We start from the raw sequence: 17,344 nt of genomic DNA, 5'->3' as shown, positions 1-17,344 counted from the left end.
CGTCCTGCGTGGTCCGATCGCACGCCACACCCCGAGACGAACCGCTGAAGTAGCCGGATCGCCTACGCGCCGGTAGTGTCAACGCAGCTCGCCGACGTCGAAACGCTGTTCCTCCACGAGGCGCGGGGCCACTACGTCGTCGCCGCGGTCCGCGACGGCTCGCGCGTGTTCCGAGGGCGCCTGGAGCTGAAGGACACCGACGCCGGCCCGCGTCCGGGCAAGTTCCACGCGGTCCGCGGTGACGACGCCGAGCCGCGCCGCCCCGAGGAGTTCGTCGAGCTGGCGCGCGGCGCCTCGCGGATACGGATCTCCCAACAGACCTCCCCGGAGGGACGCAAGCGACTCCGCGCCGCCCTCGACGGGTACCAGCTCGAGGCGGCGGTCGTGCGGACCTGTCGTCGGTGTGCGGCCGAGGGGCGCTACTCGCCGATCACGGGAGAGACGGCGATCGCCCACAACGACGAGCACATCTGTCCCGAGTGTGCGAAACGCGAGCTCGACCGCGAGCTGTCCTTCGCGAGCGGCGCCGGCGGGACGAACGGCGGCGGGTTCACGAGCGCGGCCGAGGACCGCCTTGAGGAGCTTCTCATGGAGGTCCAGGACCTCGACCGGATCGCGAACCTGCTTTCGGGCGGGCTCGATCCCGACCTGACGAAGTACGACGAGGTGTCCGCGACCGTCGACGACGTGAGTCCCGTCCGGACGGCGGACCTCGACCTCCACCCGGAGCTGGCCGAGCGCACCCGCGACCGATTCGACGAGCTGCTTCCCGTCCAGAGCCTCTCCGTGCGGAACGGACTCCTGGATGGCCGCGACCAGCTCGTGGTGAGTGCCACGGCGACGGGCAAGACGCTCGTCGGCGAGCTGGCCGGCATCGATCGGGCGCTTTCGGGCGACGGCAAGCTCCTCTTTCTCGTCCCGCTCGTCGCGCTCGCCAACCAGAAACACGAGGACCTCCGCGACCGGTACGGCGACGTCCTCGACGTCACGATCCGGGTCGGATCCTCGCGGATCGACGACGACGGAACCCGGTTCGACCCGAACGCCGACGTGATCGTCGGGACCTACGAGGGGATCGACCACGCGCTGCGGACGGGCAAGGATCTCGGCGACGTCGGGACGGTCGTGATCGACGAGGTGCACACGCTGAAGGAGGGCGAGCGCGGCCACCGCCTCGACGGGCTCATCTCGCGGCTGAAGTACTACAGCGAGCGGCGCGCCGCCGAGCGTGCGGGCTACGACGGCGCCCAGTGGGTCTACCTGTCGGCGACGGTCGGCAACCCCGAGTGGCTCGCCGGCGAGCTCGAGGCCACGCTCATCGAGTTCGAGGAACGACCCGTCCCGATCGAACGCCACGTCACCTTCGCGGACGGCCGCGAGAAGACGCGGATCGCGAACAAGCTCGTCAAACGCGAGTTCGACCGGGAGTCCTCGAAGGGGTACCGCGGCCAGACGATCGTCTTCACCAACTCCCGGCGGCGCTGTCACGAGATCAGCCGGAAGCTCGAGTACGCCTCGGCGCCCTACCACGCCGGCCTCGAGTACGGCCGCCGCAAGCAGGTCGAACGGCAGTTCCTCGATCAGGACCTCTCCGCGGTCGTCACCACGGCCGCGCTCGCGGCCGGCGTCGACTTCCCCGCCTCGCAGGTGATCTTCGACTCGCTGGCGATGGGGATCGAGTGGCTCTCAGTCCAGGAGTTCTCCCAGATGCTCGGGCGGGCGGGCCGGCCGGACTACCACGACCGCGGCACCGTCTACCTGCTCGTCGAGCCCGACTGCACCTACCACAACTCGATGGAGCGGACCGAGGACGAGGTGGCGTTCACCCTCCTGAAAGGCGAGATGGAGGACGTCGCGACGCTGTACGACGAGACCGCCGCCGTCGAGGAGACGCTCGCGAACGTCACCGTCGCCGGCAAGCAGGCCAAACGGCTCAACGACCGGATGATCGGCGACGTTCCCACCAAACACGCCGTCGGCAAGCTGCTGGAGTGGGAGTTCATCGAGGGGTTCGAGCCGACCCCGCTCGGCCGGGGGATCACCCGGCACTTCCTCTCCCCGGACGAGGCGTTCTTCATCCTGAACGGGATCCGAAACGGGACGGACCCCTACGACCTCGTCGCGGAGCTGGAGCTTCGCGAGGACGACGATCGGTAGACCAAACCGGACGCCGATCGGGCGGGCGACCGGCGGTCGAGGTGGTCGAATCCCGCACGAACGAAACCCTTTAGCGGGCCATCCGGGTAGTAGGAGGTACGGGGCCGTGGGGTAGTGGTATCCTCGCTGCCTTGGGTGCAGTGGATCTGAGTTCGATTCTCAGCGGCCCCATTGCGTCACTCGTGGTTATCACACACAACCTGTCTCAGTTCTTTGTACAGCTCCGGGTGATGGTTTTTGAGTAGCTCTACGTCCGTTCCCAGTTCGTCTTCTATCCTGTTTCTGATTCGTGAAACCGTCTGATATCGTTTCGATCCGGGTGTGTCCGATTGAAGATGTTCTCGCTCTGTCTCGGTGAGTAGAGCCCGTGTGCGCGCCATGTGTTCTCTATATTTCCACCTGATATCTGCTTGGTGTTCTTCTCAATAGACATCTGCACATATGCAAATGTTAAGGTGGTAGAAACCAAACCAGATGACGCGACACGAACCATATGGAATCACACAGACGCGGAGACCTTACCGAGCAGATCGTTATTACCGAACTCAAAAGGCGGTGTATTAGCGTTTCGACCCCGATCGGGGACAACGAACGTTATGATGTCGTCCTTGAGCAGCCAAGTGGTAATTTGCTACGGGCACAGATCAAAACAGGACGTCTAAAAGACGGTGTAATTCGATTCAAGGGTGTTAGTCAACATACCAATTCTTCAGGACACGTTTATCAGCGATATGGAGACGATGTCGACTGTTTTCTAGTTTACTGTTATGAAACGGAACAAACGTATTTCATCGATTCTGCTGAGGTCGGGACGTCGATGTATCTCCGTGTTGATTCGCCTCGACAAGACACTAATCAGATCAACTGGGCAAAGGAATACCGTCTTGACGACCAATGGCCTCTCGAAAACCAAGAACAGGAACTGTCCGCTGTTTCCGTTGCTGTCGATGCTTTGCGAGAGACGGACGAATCAATTTTCACCGATCCTACCGGAGATGACTCCCGGACCGTCCTATTTGTTGACTCACACGAAAAGATTCGCTCTGTCGGTATCGAGACTGGATGGCTCATAGATGGTCGTATCCGGTTCGTACCGCGTCAGTCCCACGATCACTATCTCGTCTACTGTGCTGAACTGGAACGACTACTCGCGGTCAACGCAAATGATTTTGACCGGTCGATCTCTTTCCGGCCCGCCAATACGAGTCGTTCTTTCGCTCGTTCAAATTCAGTAGAGGCGTACGCCTTTGAAAACAACTGGCCGCCAGAGATCGATCCGGTTCCTCCGATTAGCTCAATTGAACCGCTCTCACGTCTTGCAGACCGGTTGGGAGAACACGGAACTGAACCGTCGATCGTTCCTGGTCGAAATAATAGAACGCTCGTCGTTTCTCATAACGAGTCGGAGTATCGGGTACGTGTCGCCTCGACATGGATCGAGAACGGATCATTGCGGTTCGACGCCGACGGAGATGCTGTCGATTATTACGCTCTTGAACATCCCGAAGATGATACGTTCTTTCTGGTTCCGGACGAGGCCTTCAGCAACTCCATCTCACTCCGAGTTGAACCTCCCGAAATAGCCAACCCGCAGATTAATTACGCTGATCGATTTCGCCTCGACCGGATGTGGCCTCCCTAGATCGAACTGACGCTTCTTCTCCGTCCCTTCCCGGTTCGGGGTCGCCGTCGCCAATGTCCGCTCCGTCGATCAGACTCGTTACACCCGGCCGAAGGCGGATTGATACTGATCACTTTTGATGCGGTGTGACGGCCAACCACGCCTTGCTTGCACCCGTTCCCCCGCGCCGGGTTTCGAAATCCTTTTGTCCGGAATGGGCTTTGGTTCGGGTGCGAGCCGCCTTAGCTCAGACTGGGAGAGCACTCGACTGAAGATCGAGCTGTCCCCGGTTCAAATCCGGGAGGCGGCATCCGGCTTCTACACGATTTTCATTCGAGTAGTTTTCGCACTCGAGTGAAGATCGAGCTGTCCCCGTTCCCGCGAGCGTAGCGAGCGGGAAGTCGAAAGACGAGTGAAGCGAGTCTTTCGGAAGTTCACAATCCGGGAGGCGGCATTAATCTCACAGTTCAACGCTGACGAGTACCACCTTCAGGACGGCGTGAGGAGATCATCCATCTCTGCGAGACTCCATAGCGACCAGCGTTCGTCGAGTTGATCTTCGAGTCCCTCGACGAACCCGCTCTTTGCGAACAGCGCGAAGCGCTCCTCCCGCTCATCCGGCCCCCATCTAACGTTCCCCGCTTTTGTCTGTAGCTCCTCGACGAGTGCCGTCCCGACTGGATCCGATGTCCACTTGCACTCGGCGAACAGGATCCGATCGTCGTTCGGTGCGAGACCGACGATATCGATCTCCTCTTCCCCGTACCACCAGCGGCCGACCTCCGAGTACGGCTCGAACTTGCCGCGTCGAATTCCTTCCCACACGGCCTCCTGGCACACGTCCTCGAACGTGGTGGCGACGTGCGTCGGGAGATCCGGAGCGATCGTTCCATCGTACACGATGTCCGGTGCTTCCTCGATGCTGGAACGGTTCGGCTCGACGTACCGGAACCAGAACCGGAGGAACCCGTCAGCGACGCGGTACCGCGACCGCTTGGACTTCTTCCCGGACGCTGTCACGGGAACTTCCCGATCGATCAGTCGGAGCTGCCGCAACGTCTGCAAATACTTCGATAACGGACCGACATCGATTCCCGTCGCTCCCGAGATCTCGTTCGGCGTCGTGTGCCCCAGCGCAACCGCTTCGAGAATACTCATGTACCGGGCGGGATTTCGGAGCTCGGTTCGAAGCAAAAACTCCGGCTCGGTGTACAGTACTGCTGACGGCGATAGCACCTGCGACCGGACGTTGTCCGCGAGCGATCGTCCGTAATCGAACAGCGTGAGATACATCGGCGTTCCGCCGGTGATCGCGTAGGATCGAATCGCGTCTACCGTCTCGTAGTCGATGACCTCACGGGCCTGCTGAAACGAGAACGGCCGCACGTCGAGTTGCCCCGTGCGGCGACCGTACAACGGACTCTCGTGGCCGAGTACCTCCGATTCCATCGTACTCACGCTTGATCCACAGAGAATCAGCATCGAATCGGTTTCCTGGAGTTGTTCATCGACGACTCCCTGTACGTAGGATGGTACCGAGTCGTTCTCCGCGACGAGGTACGGGAACTCGTCGATGACGACCACAACTGCCTCGGACTGGAGTTTCTCCCCGAGGTAGTCGAAGGCCTCGTCCCACCCGTCGATCCGTGGGGTGCGATCGTCGAAGAACGCTGCAACCTGATCGATGAACTTCTCGCGCTGCCGGTGTTCGGCTTCCTGTGCCGCGAGAAAGTAAATATGCGGCCGATCAGTACAGAACTGCTTCAGCAACTCCGTCTTGCCGACACGCCGACGCCCGTAGACGACGAATACGTCCGAACCGGGCGACTCAAACGCGTCTGAAAGCGCAGTAAGCTCCTCTCCCCGATCATAGAAAGTCATACTTTGAATAATGATTACTGCGATAATGACTTATACGTTCTGGCGCGGCTCCTCACCTCGCCCTGAGGTCCGGAACGGTGACGCTACGTGCCGGATCCACGCCTACCCGGACGGGTTCGAGGCCGAGGACACGGACGAGCCCCATCACCAGAAGTCACGGACTTCTGGTTAGCAGCCGGAACTCGAAGAATTCCGGCGACACCCTCAACGAGTGAACCCGTCAGGATGAGCGAAGTGGGGTGGGGTAGTTCACTCCCGTCCCGCCAAAACGCCTAACTCGACGACGGAAAATGGCGGAGACATGGTCGAGGGCGAGACCGAGCAGGCACAGGGGGAGGAGGTACGAGCGGAGCGACGATCGGAATACGGCTCGGACTGGCAGCGGTGGACCGACGATCGGGGGCCGTTCTACCGATCGTGTGCCGTCCCTCCCGTCGACGATCGAACCGAGACGCCGGCCGAAGGCGAGCGGCCGGCGGTGCAGTTCACGACGGGGATCACGCGAGCGGTGCTTCGAAACCTTCCGGTGGCGTTGCTCGCCGTCCTGGCGGTGTACGTTCCGACGACGATCGTCCAGTACGGCCGGTCCGGCCGCCTCGCGGTTTCGGTCCCCTCGATCGGAGTCTCGACGGCGATCGTGGCCGTGCCGGGGCTGTTGGTCGGCGGCCTGTGGTTGTACCTGCTCTACCGGCTGTTCGGATCGCGATTTCGCGGCTCGACGGTCCACCGCAGCGTCGTGTTCTTCGCGACCGCGATCCCGCTTGCGGCCGGAACGGTCCACGCGGCCTACGTCGCGTGGACGAACGCGGGGACGGGGGCAGACCCGGCGGCCACGGTGCAGGCGGGCTACTTCCTGTTCGTGTTGGTCGCCGGCCACCTCGTCTACGACGGGCTCGCGCTTCGCACCGAGAACCTCCTCGCGAACCTCGGTTCGACGACGATCGTCGATCGCGAGACTTACGAGGCGTTCTACGACGACCTCACGGAGACGCTCGGAGACACGATCTCGTTCGGTCCGGTGGAACTCCCGGAGTCGGTGACGTTCGCGGTGGTGGTCGCGCTCGTTCCGATCCTGTTGCCCATGCTCATCACGCCGTGGAGTTGGGTCGGGACGCTCTCGTATGCGGCCTACTCGCTCGTGACGCTGTTCGTCGTCGCCGTCCTCTATGACGTCTTCATGCTCGTCTATGCGTTCACGGAGCTGCTGCGGAGCGACGCGTTGAGCTACCAGCCGTTCCACCCGGACGAACACGGCGGGTTTCGCGACCTGGGTCGGTTCGCGACGCGGGTGAACGCGATCCTGCTCGTCGCGGGCGGATACGTCGCCTACCGCTTCTACGCGGAGGGGATCTTGAACCTCCCCGACGGCGGCCTCGGCGGCCCGCTCGTCGCCGTGACCTGGGTCGTGTTGTACCTCGGACCGGTCGCGGCCTACGTCTTCTTGGTCCTCTTTTGGCTCTATCACTCCTTCTGGCGGCTTCATCGCCGGATGGAAGAGGGCCGGCGCGAACGGATGGAGGAGCTACAGCGCGCCGCGAGAGCGCAAGCCGGCGAGGACGCGGACGGTCACACCGAACTCGAGACGGACGTCCCCGCCTGGGAGTCGCTGCAGTCCGCTCCGACCTGGCCGATCAAACGCCAGAGCCTCTTCGGGATCATCGTCGTCGATGCGGTTCCGGTGATCGCGACGTTCGTGCTCTGACCCGCAGGTCGGCACCAATCGAGACCGACGCCGTCGCCGGGTGTCGGTTGTGACGCCCGTCGAGCTGCCGTCGTCGCCGGGCGTCACTCCCCGAACGCTCGTTCGGTAAACCCCCGAAGGTCGCGGTTGAACCGCTCCGGAACCTCGAGGAACGGCGAGTGACCGACGCCCTCGTAGATGATGACCTCGGCGTCGGCCACGAGGTCGGCGTGGCGCCTCGCGGCGGCGGGCAGGACGACCCGGTCGGCCGCACCGTGGAGGAACAGGGCGGGAACGTCCAACTCTCGGATGACGTCCTCGTGGGCGCCGGTTCTCGCCTGCAGGGCCTCGCGGACCCGCGGCGGACAGCGGGCGTTGATCCCGAGCAGGAGGTGGCGCTCGCGGGCGGAAAGGGGCGTTTCCGTACAGATGTCGAGGAACTCGAGGAGGGAATCGACGCTCTCCTCGGCGTCGCGCGTCTCGAGGTTCTCGAGCATCGCCGCGAATTCCGGCCCGGCAACTTCGGAGGCCGCGTCGGTTCCCTTCTCCGTGATGGCGCCGACGAAGGCCGCCCCGGACACGTCCTCCGTCCCCTCGATCGAGAGGTAGTCGGCGAGCACCAGCCCGCCGTAGGACCACCCGACTACGACCGGATCCTGGGGGGCGAACTCCTCGATCACCGCCCGGACGTCGGCCGCCCACAGCCTCGGATCGCGGTAGCGCTCGTCGCCCTCCGGCTTCCCGGAGTCGCCGTGTCCACGCAGGTCCGGCGCGACGAGGCGGAGGTCCTCGACGAGGTCGCTCTCGAACTGCCGGAACCAGGAGAGCCGCGACTGCGAGTAGCCGTGGATCAAGACCACCGGCGGGGCGTCGACCGGACCCGCCGTATCGACACGTAGCTCCGTTCCCCCGCCGCCGACGACCGTGTGGGACTCCATGTCGCGGAATCGGAACACTGCGGTAAATAGGTTGGCGAGGTGGACCGGGTCGGTGAGCCACGAAGCGGCGCGAAGACGCTCCGGCACTCAGGCCGCGGCGATCAGCTGGTCGGCGCCGTAATCGAGGAGGTACGGGATGATCAGTCCGACGACCACGCTCGTCACACGCTGCATCGAGACCGGATACTCGTGCATCTGTTTGGCCACGTTCAGGTTCATGAAGTGGTTCATGTACTCCCTCGAGACGTCCGGCGACTGCGGGTTGACCTCTGGAAAGGTGGTTCCCGTTCCCTCGAGGTCGGCGACGTCGGTGGCGATCGCGTGTAGCCGCGCGTCCTTCTGGTTGGCCATGAACCAGTGGAGGGCGAAGACGGGGTAGAAGAACAACAGCACGCCGACGAGCGTCCCGACGGCGAGATAGAGGGTGTCGACCGCGACGAGTTCGGCGTTCCCGCTCATCGCGCCGGTCCGGATCCCGGTCACGATCGTGATGAGCGTATAGAGGATCAAGCCGATCACGTACCGGTGGCCGCTCGTCTCGATCAATTGCCCGACCGGCCGGAGTCCGCCGTATCCCGAGACGTCCTCGAAGTCGAGGAGGCGCTCGTTCCGGATCCGGGCCGGAAGCGTGAGGTGGACGTTGATCACGACCGCGAGGAACTCGGCGAGGATCGGGTAGTAGACGAACGGGATGATGACGAAGAACGCGAGCCCGCCGGCGATCGGCCCCATCGCGGACAACACGAACTCGACGTTCCCGAGCCCGAAGAGGTAGACGGCGTGCAAGAGGAGTCCGCAGGCGAGCAGTCCCCGACGAAGCCGCGGCGGCGCCGGGTTGGTCTCCCAGGCCGAGGATTCCTCGGCGGCGGAGCCCCAGACGCCGGCGAGGGCCGCCGCGTCGATCCGTCGAAGAGCCCGGTCGACGAAATCGAGGTCCGCGGAGTCCACGTCGTCCACCGTCCCGTGGGTAGCGACGTCGCGTGCGATCCGCCGGTACCGTCTTGCGAGCGTCGTCGCGGTGGACGCGGCGAGCAACAGCCCGGCGACCTCGAGGAAGTTCCCGGCGAGCGCGATCGGCGTCGCCTGTACGACGCCGACCGCCAGTCCGACGAGATGATCGATCGCCCAGACGATCGTGACGAACAGGTGGGCGGCGAAGCGCCGCATTCGAAGCCGGTCCGAAAGCGCGGCCACGCCGGTCCGATCGGCGTACCGTTCGATCCACAGCATCGTTCCGGAATCGGTCGATCCTCCGACCATGGATCGGACGTACGCGTTCTCTTTGAAGAAGGTACCGGCGGCGAGGGGAAACCGACGTCGCGAGAACCCCGCCGGAGACGGTGACCTTCAAGTCGCAGGGACGTGAGGTGGCGAACGATGGGGGACCCGGACCACGCCGACCTCGACGAACACGACGATCTCGAGGAGCACGGTGATCTCGACGATCCAAACGGTGATGCGGACGAGGAGACGCCGAGCGAGCTCGACGAGTCGGTTCGCAAGGCGGTCGAGCGGTCGCGAATGGGTGCCCCGGCGGTCGGCGAGGCGGTTCGAGACCGCTTTTCGGCCGACGAGGTCTTCCAGCGGATCGTCGCCGCGGCCGACGAGGAGGTCACCTCGAGCGGCCGCGAGCTGTTCTTCAGCGGCATCGCGGCGGGGTTCGCGATCAGCATCACCTTCCTGTTGTACGCCTCCGCGTCCGCGGCCACGGACCACCCGATCGTCGGCGCGGTGTTGTACCCGCTCGGGTTCATCTACATCATCATCGGCGGCTACCAGCTGTACACGGAGAACACGCTGCCGCCGGTCGCGTTGACCCTCGAGCGGCTCGCGAGCCTGCCGACGCTGCTTCGCCACTGGAGCATCGTCCTCGCCGGGAACTTCCTCGGCGGCGCGGCCGGGACGGCGGCGCTCGCATACGGGAACGTCTTCGATCCGGCGGCCGCGGAGAAGGCGCTCGAGTTGAGCCGACACGGCGCCTTCGAGACGCCGTGGTGGTCGCTGTTCTCGAAGGCCGTCTTCGCCGGGCTCATCGTCGCCGGCGTCGTCTGGGTCGGCTTCAGCGCGCGCGACACCGTCTCCCGGATCGTCGTCACCTACCTCGCCTTCCTCGCGATCCCGATCGGCGGGCTCTTTCACGTCGTCGTCTCCTTTTCGGAGGCGTTCTACCTCGTGTTGCACGGCGAGCTCGCGATCGCGTCCGGTCTCGTCGGGTTCGTCCTGCCGGTCCTCCTGGGTAACACCCTCGGCGGCGTGACGCTCGTCACCCTCGTCAACTACTTCCAGACGAGCGAGGACCGCCTCGAGTCCGCGCGGTTCGAGGGGATCGAACGTCGGCTCACCCCCCGCGAGTGGGCCTTCGGTCGACTGTCCGGGCGGTCGTACGTTCCGATGCTCGATCCCACGGAACAGGGGCTCTCCAGCGAGGGAACCTACCGGGTCATGGTCCCGATCGCCAACCCGCGGACCGAAGCGGATCTGGTTCGTCTGGCGAGCACGCTCGCGAGCGCACACGAGGACGCGATCGTCCACGCCGTCCACGTGATACAGACGCCCGGACGGCGACCCGGAGATCCGGGGCGGCGTCAACGCGAGCGCATAATGGAGGAGTCCGACCGGCTGATGGAGCCGCTCCGGGACGTCGCGGCCGACTACGACGCCGGGCTGCGGACCTCGATGGTGATCACGAACCGCTCGTTCGAGGAGGTGTTCAACGCCGCCCGTCGGACCGACCCCGACCTCGTGGTGATGGGGTGGGACGACGACCGGCTGTGGAGCGACGCCCGGGCTGAACGCCCCCTCACCGAGCTCACGAGCCGGCTGCCGAGCGACTTCCTCGTCGTGAAGGACCGCGGGCTCGACCTCTCGCGGGTCCTCGTTGCGACCGCGGGGGGGCCGAACTCCGAGCTCGGCGCCGAGGTCGCCGAGATGATCGAAACGGTCGCGGGCGCGGCGGTGTCGCTGTTGCACGTGGTCGACGACCCGGCGGAACGCGAGGCGGGCGAGACGTTCCTCTCCGAGTGGGCGCTCGATCAGGGGCTGCCCGACGCCGAGCGAATCGTCGACGACTCCGGCGACGTGGAGGCCGCGATCGAGCGTGAGGCCGGCGAGAACACCGTCCTCGTGCTCGGCGCGACCGAGCGGGGATTGCTCTCGCGCCTCCTCACCGACTCGCTGCACATGGAGGTCGTGAACGACGTCGACTGCTCGGTGCTTCTCACGGAGCGTCCCGGCGAGCGTTCGCTTCGAGATCGGATCCTCGGGTGAGGCGCGGGCGGCCCGGCGCCTCGAGAAAGGTACTTACCGCCGCATCGAGAACGGACGCGACGAGATGGACGACGCCCAGGCGCTCGACGAGATCGTTCACGAGCCGAGCCGGGAGTTCGTGGAGTCGACGAACGTCCACGCGTTCATGCGCGAACACGGGATGGACGACCACGAGGAGCTGATCGCGCGGACGACCCGCGAGGTGCCGGGCGAGCCGGACTCGGGGGTCGACTGGTTCTGGGACGAGATGGTCGACTACCTGGGCGTCGACTTCGAGACGGACTACGAGGCGGTCCGCGACGACTCCGACGGACCGCAGTTCTCGCGGTGGTACCCCGGCGGCGAGATCAACGTCGCCCACAACGTCCTCGATCGCCACGCCGCCGTCGACTCGCCGAACCGAAACCGGGTCGCGCTGATCTGGGAGGGCGAGCCGGGCGACGTCCGCGAGATCACCTACCACGAGCTGTATCGCCAAAGCAACCGCGTCGCAAACTACCTCGAGTCGGTCGGTATCGGCGCCGGCGACACCGTCGCGTTGTACATGCCGATGGTCCCGGAGGTGACCGCCATCCTCTACGGCTGTTTCAAGGTCGGCGCCATCGCCGTGCCGATCTTCTCCGGGTTCGGCACCGAGGCGACCGCGACGCGGATCGCGGACTCGGAGGCGAGCGTGCTGTTCACCGGCGACGGGTTCTACCGCCGGGGAAGCCCGATCCGGCTGAAGGCCGATGCCGACGCCGCGATCGAGGCGGCGGGCCACGTCGAGCACACCGTGGTCTACGACCGCCTCGGCGAGACCCCGGCGGGGAGCGGCGAGGGTGCCGATGGATCGGGGACGGACGCCGGGGCCGAAGCGAGAGCGAGGACGGACGCGGAGATCCCCTGGAACGACCGGCGCGACGCCACCTGGGCGGCGGCGATCGAGACCCGGGATCCCGAACACGATACGCCGGCATTCCCGTCGGAACACGAGGCCATGCTGTTGTACTCCTCGGGGACGACCGGCACGCCGAAGGGCATCGTCCAGACCCACGCCGGATCGCTCATGCAGTGTGCGAAGGAGGTGTACTTCGGGTTCGACCACAAGGACCACGACCGGTTCTTCTGGGTCTCCGACATCGGCTGGATGATGGGCCCGTGGTCGCTCATCGGCAACCACGCCTTCGGCGGCACGGTGTTCATGTACGAGGGCGCCCCCGATCACCCGGAGCCGGACCGGTTCTGGGAGATGATCGACCGCCACGGCATCTCGACGTTCGGGATCTCCCCGACGGCGATCCGGGCGCTTCGGAAGCACGGCGACGAGTGGCTCGAGGGGCACGACCTCTCCTCGCTGCGGCTGCTCGGGTCGACCGGCGAGCCGTGGGATCCGGAGTCGTGGCGGTGGTTCTATGACCGGGTCGGCGGCGGGGAGGCGCCGATCATCAACATCTCGGGCGGCACGGAGATCTGCGGGTGCTTTTTGATGCCGATGCCGACCCGGCCGCTCAAGCCGTGTACCCTCGGCGGGCCGGGCCTCGGGATGGCGATCGACATCGTGGACTCCGAGGGGAACTCCGTCCGCGAGTCGAACGAGCGGGGCTACCTCGTCGCGCGCGACTCGTGTCCCTCGATGACGAAGAGCCTCTGGTCGGGCGACGAGCGGTACCTCGAGGAGTACTGGTCGACCTTCGAGGACCTCTGGGACCACGGCGACTTCGCCCAACAGGACGAGGACGGCTTCTGGTTCCTCCACGGGCGCGCCGACGACGCGCTCAACGTGGCGGGCCGGAAGGTCGGTCCCGCGGAGATCGAGAGCGTGCTCATCGACCACGACGCGGTCAACCGCGCCGCGGTGGTGGGCGTCCCCGACGAGACGACCGGCACCGCCGTCGTCGCCTACGTCGTCCTCGAGGACGGCGTCGAGGCGAGCGACGAGATCCGCGAGGAGCTTCGCGAACTCGTCGGTCGCGAGCACGGCAAGCCCTTCACCCCGCGTGAACTCGCCTTCGTCGAGGAGTTCCCCAAGACCCAGTCCGGGAAGATCGTCCGGCGGGCGATCGCCGCCGCCCACCGCGGGGAGGACCCCGGCGACCTCTCCTCGCTCGAGAACCCGGAGGCGCTCGAGGAGATCCGCGACGCGCGGTGAGCGGCCGGACGACGCGAATTCTTGCCGGCGTCGCGGACGCGATCGCGGTGGTACTCGAGGGTCGCCCCGAACGCACCGGCCTCCGGACGGAGACGGGACGTTCGCGTGCGATCGCGTTCGGTCGGACATCGGCCTCCCGGTGTGGAACCGATCACTCGATCGGTGATCGAACGTTCGGAAGAGGAGGTGAACGGAGGGACGATCGGCCGCTGTCGCTCGCGACCGGCGTGGCGACCGCCCGCGATCGGCCGTTTCGGGTACTGTCGAGTGTTGCCAGGGCATCAACGGCCTTGTGAGTCGCCGAGAGAGGGAGGCATATGTCATCGTCACCTGGAGGTGCAACGGCGATCCAGCGCCTCGGCGACCGCGTCGCCGAGTGGGCGAACCGCTGGATCCCGAGCCCGTTCATCTTCGCGTTGTTGTTGACCGCGCTCGCGTACGTCGCGGCGAACGTATTCACCCCGGACGGCCCGGTCCAGAACGTCGTCAACTGGTATTCCGGCTTCTGGGCGCTGCTCGCGTTCGGGATGCAGATGGTGTTGATCCTCGTCACGGGATATGCGATCGCCGTCTCCGACGCGGTGAGCTCGTGGCTCGAACGGGTGGCGTCGATCCCGAAGGACGGCAAGCAGGCGGCCGTGTTCGTCGCCGCGATCGCGATGATCGCGGGCTACATACACTGGGGAATCGGCCTGATCGTGGGCGCGATCATCGCCATCTTCGTCGCACGGGCGGGCCACGCCCGCGATCGGACGTTCCACTACCCGCTTTTGTGCGCGGCGGGCTACACGAGCCTGCTCATCTTCAACGTGGGGCTCTCGAGCAGCGCGTCGCTGCTCTCCGCGACCGAGGGCCACGTCTTCGAGGACGTCATCGGGGTCGTCCCGCTCTCCGAGAGCGTCTTCACCGTTTACGCCGCCGGGCTCGCGGTGCTCACCTTCGTGTTCATCCTCGCGACGGTCTACCTGCTCGCACCCGAGGAGCACCACGCGACCGGGATCGAGGAGTACGCGCCGGGGCTGCTCGACGAGGGGGAGTTCGAGGCGGACGGCGACGAGGGGGACGCCCCTGGTGACGGATCCGAGGACGCCGACGGCTCCGAGGACGTCACCGAATCCGCCGTCGGTGGCGAAACGCGAACGCCGGCCGACGCGCTCAACCGGAGCCGGATCCTCGCGTACGGCGTGGCGGCCGGGATGTTCGTCTACGTCGTCCGCCACTTCGCGACCTCCGGGATCGGCGACGCCCTCGATCTGAACGTCTTCAACTTCCTGTTCATCGCGGTGGGGTTGCTCCTTCACGGGACGCCCGCGGACTACATGGACGCGATCCGCGAGGGGACCGAGGGCGCGGCCGGGATCATCCTCCAGTTCCCGTTTTACGCCGGCATCCTCGGCATCATCGCCAACTCCGGGCTGGGCGACATGATCGCGACGCTGCTCGTCGGCGTCTCGACGCCGGAGACGTTCCCCGTCATCGCGTGGCTGCTCGCCGGGTTCATGAACCTCTTCGTCCCGAGCGCGGGCGGCGAGTGGGGCGTCATCGGCGGCATCGTCGGCGGCGCGGCGGTCGAACAGGGCGTCCCGGCCGGCCAGGCGGTCATCGCCTACAGCACCGGCGACATGTGGACCAACATGTTCCAGCCGTTCTGGGCGCTGCCGCTCTTGGGTCTCACCCGGATGCGCGCCCGCGACATCCTCGGGTACACGCTCATCTTCCTCGTCGTGATGACGCCCGTCTACGCGCTCGGGCTCTACTTCCTGCCGTACTGAGGGTCGATCGTCTCGAACCCCTCGCGTCGTGAGGTTCGAGCCGTCCTTTGAACGCGTCCGCGTGTGTCGTTTTGCACCCAGTTCCCGAGTGCCGACGTCGACTCACTCCGGATCGGGGACGAACACGTGGATCGGCCACTCCCGCTCGTGGGAGAGCGCGAAGGCCTCGTCGGCCGGGGTCGGATCGCGGAACTCGAGGCGGACCGGATCGCCGATCGCGAGGTCGTCGTAGTCGGCGTCGACCCGCGCGGTCATCCGCACACCGCCCTCGAACTCCCCGATCGCGACCGGGAACGGCGCGAGATCCGAAAGCGCCGACGGCGGGTTGTGGATGCGCGTGAACGAGGCGATCTCGGCGTGCGGATCCACCTCCTCGAGATCGATCTCCCGCGCGCCACAGCGGTAACAGCGCGGACGCGGCGGCAACAGGGCGGCACCACACTCCCCGCACCGTCCCGCGAGGAGCGTGCCGTCGTCGACCGCCTCGAAGAATCCGGTGGCCGTGAAGGGGCTCCGTTTCGCGCGGGCGATCCGGTCGGGGTCTCCGGAGGCGACCCCCTCTGTGGAACCCTCGAGAGCGTCCTCGTCATCACCCCCCGAACCGTAGATCGGCCAGTCGAACGGACCGAACTCAGTGGGCGAATCCGGAGGTCCGGCCGGATCCTCGCCGTTACGGTCGCTCATGCGTCCACCCCCGACAGGAGGTGGGCGGTCGTGATCGAGTCGGCGGTTCCGCCCTCGTTGAGACACAGCGCCCGATCCGCGTCCGCGATCCGGCGATCGGGTCCGTCCGGTCGGTCAGCACCGACGATCCGCTCGTACGCCTCGACTATCTGGTATATTCCGGTCGCGCCGACCGGATGGCCGCGGGCCTTCAGCCCCCCGCTCGTGTTCACCCGGACGTCCGTACACTCGGCGGACCGTTCGTCGGGATCGAGGGCCACCTCGTGGCCGCGGCCAGCGGGGGTAAAGCCCGCGGCCTCCGCCGAGAGCGCCTCGTTGATCGAGAACGCGTCGTGGACCTCCGCGAGGTCGACGTCGCCGGCCCCGATCCCGGCCTGTTCGTAGACCGACTCGACGGCGCGTTCGACGCCCTTGAGGCGGGTGAGGTCGTGTTCGGCGATCGCGAGGGCGTCCGAGACCGCGGCGAACCCGTCGACCGCGATGGCGTTCTCGAGGCCGACGAGCCGCTCTGCGACCGACTCGCTCGCGACGATCGCCGCGGCCGACCCGTCGCTCACGGGCGCACACTCGAGCAGCTTGATCGGATCCGCGACGGGCGGCGACTCGAGGACGTCCTCGAGGGAGAACTCGCGGTCGAACTGCGCGATGGGGTTTCCACGCGCGTTTCTGTGGTTCCGGACCGCGATCCGCGCGAGGTCGGCCTCCGAGCGGTCGTGTTCGTGGAGGTATCGTTGGGCGAGCATGGCGTAGACGCCGGGGGCGGTGATCCCCGAGCGTTGGCCGAGCGTCCGCTCGGAGGCCGCCACGAGCGAGTCGGTCGCGACCGGCGTGCCGCCGGTGCTCATCGTCTCGACCCCGCAGGCGAGCACCGCGTCGTGTGTGCCCGCGGCGACGTCCGAGACCGCCTCGTGAAACGCGAGCCCCCCGGAGGCCGCACAGCCCTCGACGCGCTGGGCCGGGACGTGACGGAGTCCGGCCCACTCGGCGAACTGGGAGCCGTAGACGATCTGGTGTTCGTAGGACTCCGACTGGCTGCCCACGTAGAGGGCGTCGACGAGCTCCCGCGGCGAGGGGAGACCCGCGAAGGCCTCCTCGATCGCGAGCGAGAAGAGGTCGCGGCCGGCCATCCCGAACTGCCCGACGGGCGAGCGGCCGACCGCGACGACGTAGGGTCGTGTCATCGAGCGCGCTTGGCCCGCGGCGCACAAACGT

11 protein-coding genes and 2 tRNA genes are annotated in these 17,344 nt (G+C 66.0%); 8 read left to right on the top strand and 5 right to left on the bottom strand.

Going from position 1 to position 17,344, the window contains the following annotated elements; genetic code table 11:
- The first annotated feature begins 75 nt into the window (after positions 1-75).
- The 4 genes from ACFQE9_RS07945 (at position 76) to ACFQE9_RS07930 (ending at position 4,088) form a co-directional block, all read left to right on the top strand.
- The gene (locus ACFQE9_RS07945) at positions 76-2,157 is read left to right on the top strand and encodes a DEAD/DEAH box helicase (RefSeq protein ID WP_379742902.1); all 2,082 of its coding nucleotides are present in this window, start codon (positions 76-78) and stop codon (positions 2,155-2,157) included.
- 100 nt (positions 2,158-2,257) lie between these two features.
- Positions 2,258-2,328 (top strand) — tRNA-Pro (locus tag ACFQE9_RS07940).
- Between the two features lie 322 nt (positions 2,329-2,650).
- On the top strand, positions 2,651-3,799 hold the full coding sequence (locus ACFQE9_RS07935) for a group I intron-associated PD-(D/E)XK endonuclease (protein ID WP_379742899.1): 1,149 nt from the start codon (positions 2,651-2,653) through the stop codon (positions 3,797-3,799).
- Positions 3,800-4,014: 215 nt separating this feature from the next.
- Positions 4,015-4,088 (top strand) — tRNA-Phe (locus ACFQE9_RS07930).
- 179 nt (positions 4,089-4,267) lie between these two features.
- On the opposite strand, the gene ACFQE9_RS07925 is transcribed toward ACFQE9_RS07930, so the two are convergent.
- Positions 4,268-5,659, bottom strand: coding sequence for an ATP-binding protein (locus tag ACFQE9_RS07925; RefSeq protein WP_379742896.1), 1,392 nt, complete (start codon positions 5,657-5,659; stop codon positions 4,268-4,270).
- Between the two features lie 301 nt (positions 5,660-5,960).
- Here ACFQE9_RS07925 and ACFQE9_RS07920 point away from each other — a divergent pair, with 301 nt between their 5' ends.
- Entirely contained in the window at positions 5,961-7,361 is a 1,401-nt protein-coding gene (locus ACFQE9_RS07920) for a hypothetical protein (protein WP_379742894.1), read from the top strand.
- 83 nt (positions 7,362-7,444) lie between these two features.
- Here the strand turns inward: ACFQE9_RS07920 and ACFQE9_RS07915 are convergent, their stop codons facing one another.
- Positions 7,445-8,278: an alpha/beta fold hydrolase gene (locus ACFQE9_RS07915; protein WP_379742891.1), complete on the bottom strand. Its 834-nt coding sequence runs from the start codon at positions 8,276-8,278 to the stop codon at positions 7,445-7,447.
- Positions 8,279-8,365: 87 nt separating this feature from the next.
- On the bottom strand, positions 8,366-9,538 hold the full coding sequence (locus ACFQE9_RS07910) for a hypothetical protein (RefSeq protein ID WP_379742888.1): 1,173 nt from the start codon (positions 9,536-9,538) through the stop codon (positions 8,366-8,368).
- 117 nt (positions 9,539-9,655) lie between these two features.
- On the opposite strand from ACFQE9_RS07910, the gene ACFQE9_RS07905 reads away from it, so the two are divergent.
- The 3 genes from ACFQE9_RS07905 (at position 9,656) to ACFQE9_RS07895 (ending at position 15,448) form a co-directional block, all read left to right on the top strand.
- On the top strand, positions 9,656-11,545 hold the full coding sequence (locus tag ACFQE9_RS07905; RefSeq protein ID WP_379742885.1) for a formate/nitrite transporter family protein: 1,890 nt from the start codon (positions 9,656-9,658) through the stop codon (positions 11,543-11,545).
- 64 nt (positions 11,546-11,609) lie between these two features.
- Positions 11,610-13,676, top strand: a complete 2,067-nt coding sequence (locus ACFQE9_RS07900; RefSeq protein ID WP_379742882.1) for an AMP-binding protein — start codon at positions 11,610-11,612, stop codon at positions 13,674-13,676.
- A 317-nt stretch (positions 13,677-13,993) separates the two neighbouring features.
- Positions 13,994-15,448, top strand: coding sequence for a short-chain fatty acid transporter (locus ACFQE9_RS07895; RefSeq protein WP_379742879.1), 1,455 nt, complete (start codon positions 13,994-13,996; stop codon positions 15,446-15,448).
- Positions 15,449-15,550: 102 nt separating this feature from the next.
- Here the strand turns inward: ACFQE9_RS07895 and ACFQE9_RS07890 are convergent, their stop codons facing one another.
- Together ACFQE9_RS07890 and ACFQE9_RS07885 are read right to left on the bottom strand one after the other, a co-directional pair.
- Positions 15,551-16,132, bottom strand: a complete 582-nt coding sequence (locus ACFQE9_RS07890; RefSeq protein ID WP_379742876.1) for a Zn-ribbon domain-containing OB-fold protein — start codon at positions 16,130-16,132, stop codon at positions 15,551-15,553.
- Complete coding sequence (locus ACFQE9_RS07885; protein WP_379742873.1) at positions 16,129-17,313, bottom strand: thiolase C-terminal domain-containing protein; 1,185 nt, start codon at positions 17,311-17,313, stop codon at positions 16,129-16,131. Before ACFQE9_RS07885 ends, ACFQE9_RS07890 begins: the two co-directional genes overlap by 4 nt.
- Positions 17,314-17,344: the final 31 nt, after the last annotated feature.

Origin of the sequence: Halopenitus salinus (genome assembly GCF_042662125.1) — an archaeon.
GTDB lineage: Archaea > Halobacteriota > Halobacteria > Halobacteriales > Haloferacaceae > Halopenitus > Halopenitus salinus.
This window is presented reverse-complemented; position numbering and strand designations above follow the sequence as displayed.